The following is an 11,405-nucleotide window of genomic DNA, read 5'->3' on the forward strand; positions in this document are numbered from 1 at the left end:
ATCCAATCTACATCGATCCTGATTGTCGTTGCTCACGTAAATGAGAGCTCATAATTGGAGATGTTTATGCGGAATTTATTAGTCGGACTTTGCGCACTATTAATAGCAGGCTGTGCCCAATACGATTATTCAAGTAGCGTGGAACTGGGGCAGCCACTGTTAAATTTTGCTGGTGAAAGCTTAGCCGGTGAGCCGGTAACCTTACCGGGTGACTTGCGCGGCCAACCCGCCATACTGCTGTTTGGTTATGTGCACAAATCGCAGTTCGATATCGATCGTTGGCTAATTGGTTTGGATATGCGCGCAAATAAGTTAGCGATTCTTGAAATACCGGCAATAAAAAATCCTTTTGTGCGCTGGTTTAGCTCGCGTATAGACGAGTCTATGCGTGAAGGCATCCCGCGCGAACTATGGAGCAGTGTAGTTACCGTGTACGCGGATGGCGATGCAGTACAACAGTTCACCGGTAATCAAGCGCCAAAAAATGCTCGAGTTATGGTCATTGACCGGGCGGGAAACGTGCAATATTTTTATGACCGAGGTTTTTCGGTCGAGGCCCTAAATCAACTGTTGTCTGTTAGTCAGCGACTATAACTCTGACTATCGAGGTTTTCTTCAACGCACGAGCAGTGTAGCAGTTCGTTTATGCGTAAGTGGGGCCATTTTAGACCTCTAATAAGGTAAAGGTTGAATTTGGTGCGCCTTGCACGAGTACTCGGCATTGCCCCCAAGAGTCAGGGATATCCCATATATGCTCCTCGGCAACGGTGAAAATTTCCCGTCGGGTCTCGCAACGCACTTCAACATGGTTTAGTTCACCTTCGATACTGCTAAAGCTAAACTGGTCACGCACCAACTCATGGAAAACATTACCGTCATCTTCAATGGCTAGTTGAATACCAATAACCTCGTTTGACGCCACATAATCTTTGACTAGTTGCACTGAATCAGCGATTTGCGCATAGCGTTTTTCGCCGCCGGGGTAATTTGCTAGATCGTTGGCCACTGATAACGCATCGGCCAGAAAGTTACGATTGGCATTGAGAATAAATAGGCGCTGATACACATACGCAATATATTCACTACCAAAGGTTGCATAATCTGCACTGTGCGAGTTACTGCTTCTCAAAGTGCGATAAAGACTTTTACGCTCACGCTCAGTATCTTGTAGTTTTGCCGCAAGTTGCGCGTCCATGCCCCATAAAAAAGCATTCTCGTAGCGATTCAAAGAGGATAGATTGCGGAGTTCATTGAGTTTTTGCTCAGCCGTCGCAAAGTCACCTTGATTGACCAGCTCTTCAACTTCTCGGTATTCACGTATAAAGCGGCGAGTCGCTCCTCTTGGCCCTTCAATATTAAAATCATACTGCACCGCTTGGTGACATTGCTGGGTTGGCTTGCCATCTTTCATCGCTGGTTCAAATTGCCAACGAGATATTGCGCGTTTAGCCGCACGCCGAAACTCTTTGCCACCAAAATCATCTTCGATGACGATATCCTGAACATTGCCCTCAGTATCAATCACATAACTCATTTGAACCCAACCTTCACGGCCAGATCGAGCGGCTTCCTTGGGGTAATTGGCGGGCGGGCGATCAATGATTTTTGCTGGAGTAAATGCGGATAACTTTTGTACCGCATCTTCGCTAGCGGCTTCGCCTGCTTGTTGGATTTGATCATCGCAGGGCAAGGTAAACTCTTGGGCATACGCGGAAACACTGAATAAAGTGCTTAGCACGACTGGGGTAATGTATTTGAAGTTCATGAGAAGTCCATTGTCTCGTTGGCAGAACGTAACTCTCTCTGCTATTTGATAACTTGTCAATATGCGGGAAAGGCAAATAAAAAGCCCCACATGAGTGGGGCTTGCTGATAATGTTGCTCGCAGCTAGTTTACTTGCTCAAGCGCTCTTTTACAGTCGCAGAAACCTTTGCTTCAATACGACGGTTGATACGGTGCGCATCAGCAGTGTTGGCTTCATCGAGTAAACGTGTTTCACCGTAACCTTTGGCACTCAAGCGGTTAGCATCGATGCCGTATTGGCTGACTAAAAGATCTTTTACTGCATTCGCTCGACGCTCAGACAACGACATATTGTAGTCAGCTGCGCCTACTGCTGAAGTATGTCCTTCGATGACCGCCGAAGTATTAACATAACGATTTAAGAAGTCTGCAAAGGCTTGGATTTCAGCATCGTTAGGATTTCTGACTTCAGCACTGTTGTTGGCAAACAATACGCGCAGTGCAATCGACAGCTCTTTTTCTTCAAAGATTACACAACCTTCGCTGTCGACTTTATCGCCCGGTAGTGAGTCAGGACATTTATCGTCAGCATCGGCCACGCCGTCGTTATCGCTATCTTTACCTAATGGGCAACCTACCGCATTAACCGCAGTGCCCTTTGGAGTATCAGGACACTGGTCAAGCGAATTGACGACACCATCACCATCAAGATCGTTATTACAGCCGGTGGCATCAACTGCTTGACCTGGAGGTGTCATCGGGCATAAATCACGGCTGTCCATTACGCCATCGCCATCACTATCTTTATCGGCTTTGCGCGTTGGAGTTACATCACCGAACGCATAGGCCAACCCTATTTTGACGGCATGGTCGTTAAAGCCTTCACCAAACTCACGAAAAGCCATGGCTTCAGTGATCACCATAAAACGGTCGCTGATCGACCAGTGTTTACCGATCCCAGCTGCCGCCATACGATAGTTTTGATCAAGGTTTTGTTGACGTAGACCGCCAAATAAATAGGCGACATCATTTTCAAGGAAATACATAACGTCGACGCCAAGGCTCTTACCTTCTTGCTCAACTCCGAATGGACGGTTTGGATCAACGTCGATTTCTTGATGAGCTGCTTCAAAGCGCGCTGCCCACGATTGATCAAAACGAAAACCAATTTCAAAACCCAAGCCATGACCTTCGTCTAGGTATCCATTGGGCTCCGGCTTTTCGCTGTCAGCGTTGTAGTATTGTACAAAGCCGCCAAGCCAACCTTCATAGGGTGGTGTGTCGTCAGCAAACGCAACCGAAGAAATTGCGGTTGCTAAGATAGCTGAACTTAATAGAGTACGTTTCAACATAGTTTATCCCTTTAGTACGTCCAAGTGAGTTGTGTTTATTGTTATGTAATTGTAGACCCCAAAACTATAGGCATTCGAGTTTCAATTACGCATTTTTTCCCATAATAGTCAGATGAATTGAGCGGCGTCCACCATGGTCGCGATGCTCGCCTAAATAAATTCCCTGCCATGTGCCCAAAACTAACTTTCCTAGCTCGATGGAAAGCGTTAACTGCGAGCCAAGAAGTGATGACTTTACGTGAGCGGGCATATCATCTTCACCTTCATAGGTGTGGGTAAAGTAAGTAGTGCCGTCGGGTACAATATGATCAAAAAAAGCATCCATATCTTTACGAACCGAGGGGTCAGCATTTTCGTTGATGGTTAGACTGGCACTAGTATGCAACAGGCTCAGCTGTATTATCCCATGAGTTAATTCGCGAATTTCTGGCACTGCATCTTGGATTTTATCCGTGATCAAATGAAAACCTCTGGGGTATGCCGGCAGTGAGATGCGCTTACTGAACCATTCCAAAGGTGATTACTCCTGTTGACATTCAGTGCATAACCCATGGGCTTCGATGGTTTGCTTGGATATCAGAAACCCACGCGCTTTGGCTTGATCATTTAACTTGTCTTCAATACCTTCAGACTGGATCTCAGCAACATCGCCGCAACTATCACAAATCAAAAACTGCACAGGGTGACTGCAGCCAAAATGATGGCAGGCGACAAAGCTATTGGTAGATTCTAATTTATGGATCAAATCGAAATCGAGTAGGAAGTCGAGCGCGCGGTAAACCGTTGCTGGTTTTGCGCTATCCTCTGTTTCTCGCAATGTGTCGAGCAATTCGTAGGCGCCCATCGGACGACTTTTCAGCAGCAAGATTTGATAGACTTTTTCCCGCAGAGGAGTAAATCGAGCCCCTTTTTGTTCACAAAAAGCGCGCGCTTGCGAGACCAGTGTTGCAGTGTTCTTCATGTGTAATACGATACATATGCTTAGCGGCTAATGCCCAAGATCGTTGTATACCTGTTGTGCATTTACCGACATTAATTTATGAGTTTGAGAATAACATATTTTTAACTCAGTGAATCAACTTCTATGGGCATAAATCGTTCAGCGAGATGCTGAATAATCCGGTCTTCAAGTTCAAACCGAACCGCAAGCGTTTCACCAAGTCTTGCGACAGCGCGTTCGAACATTGCGGGATTAATGATTTCCTCTACTCCGCCATAAGCGTCGTTGAATTCAAGAGCCTGATCAGTCGTTTTTAATAGTTGTGGGTAAAGTGATTCTCGCAACGCTTCACCATTTGGGTCCTCGCTGGCCAAGATATCAAAAATTTCGAAATGACCGGCAGACACGTAATCCATCATGAGCTCGCAAAAGCTGGCTAGCTGACGATTACTCGGTAACGGGCTAGATTCTGACGACTTATTTGCGGTAAGTCCGGCTATACTGCAATAATCTACCCATAATTGCTGGCGCTCATTTAACCAATTATTGAGCACAACACTCACTTCGTAACCTCGACTGGTTTTATGTTCGGTAGTACTCAACATGTGTTACCGTATCCATTAAAGTGGTGGATCAGACCACCAGTATAGCACTGTGCAAAATGTGAACAACTTTATTGGTTTTAGGTAGGTATTTGGCTCATGATAATCGATGTGACTCCCTCAACTCAGGCGTATTGGCTAATCGTGAGTCACGATCGATTTGTGCGTGATGATAGTGATAAAATTCTGGTTTTTGATAGTTGGTCAGCACTTACATACCTTCATCATTACAAGGATAGTGCGATTCAGATTGGAGAGTACAATGAGCATCCGGTTGTTCTCATCGATCTCCAACGCGAAACACTAGACACAGAATTAGCCACATCAAGCCTACGCAGCGCACTTATGTATGCTGACAATGAGCAATTTGGTCTGATTGCCAAAGCTTGGCAATATGCGGTGTTTTTGCGCACACACAGATACTGCGGACAATGCGGAAATACTATGCAGCAGGTCAATTGGGAAATGGCAATGCATTGCTACCAATGTCAGCATCGCAGTTACCCACGGATCTCCCCTTGTATTATTGTTGCTATTTACCGTGATGATGAATTGCTCCTCGCCATGGGGTCGCGGCACAAGGATACCGGTATGTATTCTACGCTTGCCGGTTTTGTGGAGAGTGGAGAAAGTTTAGAACAAGCTTTGCACCGTGAAGTTATGGAAGAAGTTGGTGTGCAGGTTAAGAATGTTGAGTACTTTGGTAGTCAACCATGGCCATTTCCACACTCGCTGATGGTCGGCTATATCGCAGAGTACGCAGAGGGTGACATTACCATTGATGACGACGAAATATGTGCCGCAGATTGGTTTAGCATTGATAACTTACCGAAAGTGCCACCTAAACTGTCAATCGCTGGACAGCTTATAGAAACCACTGTGCAACGGATCCGGCAGCAACAAAAAAGCCCGACCAAAGGTTCGGGCTGAATCTACTAGCGCGGTCTCGTTAACGAGCTTCTCTTTATTTTATGACTTATACGTATAGCAAACGCTTACTTATTGCGCAAGTTTTAAGCAATCAAAGTTGCTTTTATTGGGTTTGGTAGACAACAAACGCTGAAAAGGGATTAAATTATTGCTATATTGCGCCCGCTTATTTACCGCCACAGCTTAAGAGACAGAACCACATGGCCTTAAAAAACGATCGTTATTTACGCGCATTATTGAAACAACCGGTTGATATGACTCCTGTTTGGATGATGCGCCAAGCCGGTCGTTATTTGCCAGAATACAAGGCTACGCGGGCCCAAGCCGGTGATTTTATGGCGTTGTGCAAGAATGCAGAATTGGCTTGTGAAGTCACTCTACAACCATTGCGACGTTTTGATCTTGATGCAGCCATATTGTTTTCGGATATCTTGACAATCCCTGATGCTATGGGGCTCGGTTTATATTTCGAAACCGGTGAAGGGCCTAAGTTTGAACGTGTCATAGACAGTGCGGCGATGGTTGAAAAGCTACCCATACCAGATCCTGAAGATGAACTCGGCTATGTCATGAATGCTGTGCGCACTATACGCAAGGCGTTAAACGGTGATGTACCATTAATTGGCTTTTCAGGCAGCCCTTGGACACTAGCGACCTATATGGTAGAGGGCGGCTCCAGCAAAGCATTTACTAAAATCAAAAAAATGATGTATGCCGAGCCGCAGACCCTACATGCGTTACTCGACAAGCTGGCGGATTCGGTCATTCTATATTTGAATGCTCAAATTAAAGCAGGCGCACAGTCGGTGATGGTATTTGATACGTGGGGCGGCGTGCTCACGCCACGCGATTACAAAGATTTCTCACTCCAATACATGCATAAAATTGTTGACGGCTTGATCCGCGAAAATGATGGACGTCGAGTACCAGTCACCTTGTTTACTAAAAATGGTGGCATGTGGTTAGAGTCTATCGCTGCGACTGGCTGTGATGCGGTTGGGTTAGATTGGACCATTGATATCCAAGCTGCGCGCGCGCGAGTCGGCGACAAAGTTGCCTTACAGGGTAATATGGACCCATCGATGTTGTATGCCCCTGCAGCAAGGATTGAAGAAGAAGTTGACCTAATTTTACGTGGCTATGGCGACGGCACAGGCCATGTGTTCAATCTTGGGCACGGCATTCATCTTGATGTGCCACCTGAAAATGCAAAAGTGTTTGTTGATGCTGTGCATCGCTTAAGCCAACCTTATCATCAAGGCTAGGCATCACGCGGTAAGCCTTTTTCTATGGAACGGACTAGCCGGGCCTGTTGGCGATTTGGCGCTGGAGCTTCAAGTTGGCGCCGTTTTTGTTGTTCGATAGCCCACTCAATATGAATTTTGGCGATCTCCTCGGCGTGTTGCTTTGCGGTGTTTAATGCACGTAAATTACTCTCTGCAAAGGGGGCGTTACCTATCGCTGTTGCCACATTGCGCAGCCATTGCTGATGGCCAATGCGGCGGATGGGTGAACCCTCAGTGAAGCGCAGAAATTGTTCCTCTGTCCACCCGATCAGCTCATGCAAAGGGCGACCAAACAATTGGCTGCGTGGATTGAAATCCGCCTCTTCGGTGAGTGGCGCTTCTTTATTGTAAGGGCATACCAACTGACAATCGTCACAGCCATAAATTCGGTTGCCCATCAAGGGGCGCAATGACTCGTCAATAACACCAGAAAATTCAATGGTTAAATAACTGATACAACGGCGGGCATCCACCTTGTATGGAGCCACAATGGCGTTGGTTGGGCAAATGGTTATACAAGCATTACAGCTTCCGCAGCCACTTTCTACCGGTTGATCAACCGGAAGGGGAATATTGACCAATAACTCTCCCAAGAAAAACCAAGAACCAGCTTCTTTGTGCAGAGTCAGTGAGTGTTTTCCAGTCCATCCAATGCCCGCCTTCTCAGCCAGTGCATGCTCGAGGATAGGAGCTGAATCAACGAAAGGTCGAAATTCAGTCTTGGCAAATGCCGCTACGATTTTCTCGCCTAATTTTTTTAATCGGTTGCGCATGACCTTATGGTAGTCCCGACCCAGCGCATAGCGGCTAACATAACCAATTGCAGGATCACTGAGCTGTTTCGCGAATGCCGCGTTTTCCGGCAGGTAGTCCATTCTCACACTAATTGCACGCAATGAACCTGGGACTAAATCGGCAGGCCGCGCGCGCAACAAACCATGGCGCTGCATATAGTCCATATCTCCATGAAACCCAGCATCCAGCCATTGTTGGAGATATTTTTCATGTTGCGATAGATCAAGATCACAGATACCAACGTGCTGAAACCCTAGCGCCTTGCCCCAAGCCTTGATATTGTCTGCTAACTGATTTAAATCGATAGAATCTATGGTGGTCATAGCACTATGTTAGATACAGAATTGGCGCAAAGCTTAGCACACAAACTTTATCGCGCCGACCAGATCCGCGATAACGAAGAGGCAGCTGCAGAACAATCTGGCTGTGACATGTATACCTTAATGCAACGAGCAGGCAAGAGCGTGTTTAGTAATTGTCAGTTGCACTTGCCTAACAGCGAAAAGTATTTAGTTCTCGTTGGCCATGGCAATAACGCCGGTGATGGCTATGTGGTCGCTGTAGAGGCGAAGCAAGCGGGCAAGCAAGTCGCCGTTTGTGCGGTCGAACCTGAGCGCGAGTTACAAGGAGATGCACTACGGGCACAACAAGAATGGCTCGCTGCTGGCGGTGAAGTTAGCTCATTCGATCGATCACTTGTGGATAGCAGTGATGTAATCGTTGATGCCCTATTGGGAACCGGCACAAATAGCTTAATGCGCGCGGAATATGCGGATATTATTGATTGCGTCAATGCCAGCCAGACCCCTGTAGTAAGTATTGATATTCCTTCTGGTCTTGAGCCCAATACTGGGCAATCTATGGGGCGTTGTATTCAAGCCGACTACACCGTCACTTTCGTAGGTATAAAGCCGGGTTTGAGCACAGGCGCTGGGAAACAATCATGCGGGCAGTTGGTGTTTGATGATCTCGGCATTGGTAAAGCGTTTATCGCACGCGCGAAATCTTTTGCGACGGTCATTGAACTGGAAAATTTTGCGCAAATGGCACCGCGCGAGATCCATAGTCACAAAGGTACTTATGGGCGTTTATTGTGCGTGGGCGGGAACAAAGGCACTGCTGGAGCTATTCGCTTGGCTGGAGAAGCAGCGCTGCGCAGTGGCACAGGGCTGGTAAAAGTCTACGCGCATGAAGATTCGAAAATCCAGATCAACGCGGGGCGACCAGAGCTTATGGTCATCACCGATAACTTCGAGCAGGCCTTAGAATGGGCGACGTGTGTCGTTATTGGCCCCGGTTTGGGGCAGGATGATTGGAGTCAAAATGCCTTCGATAAAACGCTGCAATACTGCCATTCAAAAAACAAACCTATCGTTATTGATGCTGACGCGCTCAATTTGCTATCACGTTATTCAGGCACATTTAATATGCGAGAGTGTGTCCTCACTCCGCATGCAGGCGAGGCCGCTAGACTGCTAAATGTGAGTGTTGATGAAGTTGAAGGCGATCGATTCAACGCCGCAAGACAGCTTGCCCAGCGCTATCATGCAACATGTATTCTCAAAGGTGCGGGGAGTATTGTCGACAACGAACAGCATGCGTGGGTATGTCGTCATGGTAATCCTGGCATGGCGACAGCGGGTATGGGTGATGTTCTTAGTGGTGTACTTGGCGCGCTGTTAGCACAAACATTGAGTCCTGAAGTTGCGTGTAAATTTGGTGTCTGTTTGCACGCCCGAGCGGGTGATGTGTTAGCGGAACAATATGGGCAACGCGGACTGCTAGCCAGTGATTTATTTGACGCTGTACGTGCGTTGATTAATAACCGAATGAGTTAAGCGCGCAAATGGTACAGAAGCTAACCATTCATATTGCCGATGAGCAGCATACCGAGCAACTCGGGCAAATATTGGCTGCGTTGTTACAACGAGCCCGGTTGCCACTCGTCATCTATTTACGTGGTGACTTAGGCGCTGGCAAAACCACTTTTAGCCGTAGTTTGATCCAAGGGCTTGGACATACAGGGCGGGTAAAAAGTCCAACGTACACGTTGGTAGAGCCATACGAGCTTGAAGAGTTAAATATTTATCATTTTGATTTATATCGACTGGCTGACCCCGAAGAGTTGGAATTCATGGGGATTCGTGATTATCTAGAGAGTGCAGCAATATGCCTGTTTGAGTGGCCGGATAAAGGCGCGCAACACTTGGCAGCACCTGACTTAAGCATTAGTATAGAAACGCTACCGGCTGAACCTGATGCGCGGCGATTTGTTTTCACTAGCGATTCGTCGCAAGCAACTGCGCTACTGACCGCATTATCAGGAACTTATCCAGAGAATTAAAATCTCAGTAGCAACTCATTTATGTGCAACTGCGATGGCAATTAATTTTGATGTATGAGCGAGTGACTAAAGGGTTTTATCGACAGCGAACATTTAGTCGTATGGTTTGCTGGTTGTTCCTCGCTCTTGCGCCGCTTAGTGCGATTGCACAGAATGCGATTGAAGGCGTGCGAGTGTGGCCATCACCCAACAATACGCGTGTTGTCTTTGATGTCTCAGCACAGCCAACTTTCACATATTTCACCTTAAAAAATCCTGACCGCTTAGTCATTGATTTTGCAGATACTGAACTCGGTACTGGTTTAGATGCGCCAGAGAATAGTAACGAGATTTTACAGCGGATCCGCACCAGTACGGCGAAAAATGCTCAATCGACTCGGATAGTATTGGATTTATCTGCTCCAGTAACTGCCAATTTATTCGCTATGCCACCCACTGAACCATACGGACATCGACTGGTCGTTGATTTACCGTATGTTATCCAATCACCGCAGGCTACTGTGGTAAAGAGTAGTGACCAGAGTGATCGTGACCGCGACATTATTATTGCGATTGATGCAGGACACGGGGGAGAAGACCCTGGTTCTATTGGGCCATCGGGTACGTATGAAAAAAACATTGTTTTGAGTATTGCGAAAAAGCTTGAAGCACTGATTAATCGAGAGCGCGGTATGCGCGCAATCATGACGCGCACCGGAGACTATTACATTACGCCAAATCAACGCCCAGAAATTGCACGACGCAACAAGGCTGATTTATTGATTTCAATTCACGCCGATGCTTTCACCACGCCGCAACCCAGAGGAGGCTCAGTATGGGTCTTAAGCACTGGGCGCGCAGATACCGAACTGGGCCGCTGGATGGAAAGAACCGAACGGCACTCAGAACTGTTGGGGGGCGCCGCGGAAGTGATCAATGATGCCGCCAGTGAACGCTATTTAGCTGAGACTATTCTTGGTTTATCTATGGACCATTCGCGAGCAACTAGCCATGATTTAAGTGAAAAGGTGATTCAGGAAATGCGCAAGATCACCAAAATGCACAAAACCCGTCCACAAGCGGCAAGCTTGGCTGTTTTAACGTCTCCCGATATCCCGTCCATTTTAGTTGAAGTCGGCTTTATCTCGAATCCGCAGGAAGAAAAAAATCTCAATTGGGCCAAGCATCGCGAACGCCTCGCAGAGTCGATATTTACTGCAGCTAAACGCTATTTCAAAACGGTTCCGCCCGACGGTACTCTTTGGGCCTCTCTCAAAGACAGCGTTCGCACTCACAAAGTTCGCAGTGGTGAGTCCCTATCGTTGTTAGCTCAACGTTACAATGTTAAAGTAAGTAGTATTAAACGAGCCAATAATCTGACTAATGACGTCGTTCGCATTGGTCAGGTGCTAACGATACCCGCATCCTGAAAG

At 47.0% G+C, this 11,405-nt stretch carries 12 protein-coding genes; 6 read left to right on the forward strand and 6 right to left on the reverse strand.

Annotated elements, in window-relative coordinates; all coding sequences use genetic code 11:
- The first annotated feature begins 66 nt into the window (after window positions 1–66).
- Complete coding sequence (locus CSH92_RS11480) at window positions 67–594, forward strand: hypothetical protein (RefSeq protein ID WP_100657771.1); 528 nt, start codon at window positions 67–69, stop codon at window positions 592–594.
- Between the two features lie 70 nt (window positions 595–664).
- On the opposite strand, the gene CSH92_RS11485 is transcribed toward CSH92_RS11480, so the two are convergent.
- From CSH92_RS11485 to CSH92_RS11505, 5 genes are all read right to left on the reverse strand, one after another.
- A complete protein-coding gene (locus CSH92_RS11485; protein WP_100657772.1) occupies window positions 665–1,765 on the reverse strand; it encodes an energy transducer TonB in 1,101 nt (366 codons plus the stop codon).
- A 128-nt stretch (window positions 1,766–1,893) separates the two neighbouring features.
- Entirely contained in the window at window positions 1,894–3,096 is a 1,203-nt protein-coding gene (locus CSH92_RS11490) for an OmpA family protein (protein WP_100657773.1), read from the reverse strand.
- 85 nt (window positions 3,097–3,181) lie between these two features.
- Complete coding sequence (locus CSH92_RS11495; protein WP_100657774.1) at window positions 3,182–3,610, reverse strand: secondary thiamine-phosphate synthase enzyme YjbQ; 429 nt, start codon at window positions 3,608–3,610, stop codon at window positions 3,182–3,184.
- Between the two features lie 6 nt (window positions 3,611–3,616).
- Window positions 3,617–4,057, reverse strand: coding sequence for a transcriptional repressor (locus CSH92_RS11500; protein ID WP_100657775.1), 441 nt, complete (start codon window positions 4,055–4,057; stop codon window positions 3,617–3,619).
- Window positions 4,058–4,158: 101 nt separating this feature from the next.
- Entirely contained in the window at window positions 4,159–4,641 is a 483-nt protein-coding gene (locus CSH92_RS11505; protein ID WP_100657776.1) for an Rsd/AlgQ family anti-sigma factor, read from the reverse strand.
- 96 nt (window positions 4,642–4,737) lie between these two features.
- On the opposite strand from CSH92_RS11505, the gene nudC reads away from it, so the two are divergent.
- Both nudC and hemE read left to right on the forward strand, forming a co-directional pair.
- Window positions 4,738–5,568, forward strand: coding sequence for an NAD(+) diphosphatase (gene nudC / locus CSH92_RS11510; RefSeq protein ID WP_100657777.1), 831 nt, complete (start codon window positions 4,738–4,740; stop codon window positions 5,566–5,568).
- A gap of 200 nt (window positions 5,569–5,768) precedes the next feature.
- Window positions 5,769–6,833, forward strand: coding sequence for a uroporphyrinogen decarboxylase (gene hemE / locus CSH92_RS11515; RefSeq protein ID WP_100657778.1), 1,065 nt, complete (start codon window positions 5,769–5,771; stop codon window positions 6,831–6,833).
- On the opposite strand, the gene queG is transcribed toward hemE, so the two are convergent.
- Entirely contained in the window at window positions 6,830–7,972 is a 1,143-nt protein-coding gene (gene queG, locus CSH92_RS11520; RefSeq protein ID WP_100657779.1) for a tRNA epoxyqueuosine(34) reductase QueG, read from the reverse strand. The two genes, hemE and queG, sit on opposite strands and share 4 nt — an antisense overlap.
- A gap of 6 nt (window positions 7,973–7,978) precedes the next feature.
- Here queG and CSH92_RS11525 point away from each other — a divergent pair, with 6 nt between their 5' ends.
- The 3 genes from CSH92_RS11525 to CSH92_RS11535 all read left to right on the forward strand — a co-directional run bounded on the left by CSH92_RS11525 (window position 7,979) and on the right by CSH92_RS11535 (window position 11,402).
- Window positions 7,979–9,487, forward strand: coding sequence for an NAD(P)H-hydrate dehydratase (locus CSH92_RS11525; protein ID WP_100657780.1), 1,509 nt, complete (start codon window positions 7,979–7,981; stop codon window positions 9,485–9,487).
- Window positions 9,488–9,495: 8 nt separating this feature from the next.
- Window positions 9,496–9,993, forward strand: coding sequence for a tRNA (adenosine(37)-N6)-threonylcarbamoyltransferase complex ATPase subunit type 1 TsaE (tsaE, locus tag CSH92_RS11530; protein ID WP_100657781.1), 498 nt, complete (start codon window positions 9,496–9,498; stop codon window positions 9,991–9,993).
- 101 nt (window positions 9,994–10,094) lie between these two features.
- Entirely contained in the window at window positions 10,095–11,402 is a 1,308-nt protein-coding gene (locus tag CSH92_RS11535) for an N-acetylmuramoyl-L-alanine amidase (RefSeq protein WP_100657878.1), read from the forward strand.
- Window positions 11,403–11,405: the final 3 nt, after the last annotated feature.

It is taken from the genome of Neoalteromonas flava (genome assembly GCF_002807685.1).
GTDB classification, from domain to species: domain Bacteria; phylum Pseudomonadota; class Gammaproteobacteria; order Enterobacterales; family Alteromonadaceae; genus Alteromonas_E; species Alteromonas_E flava.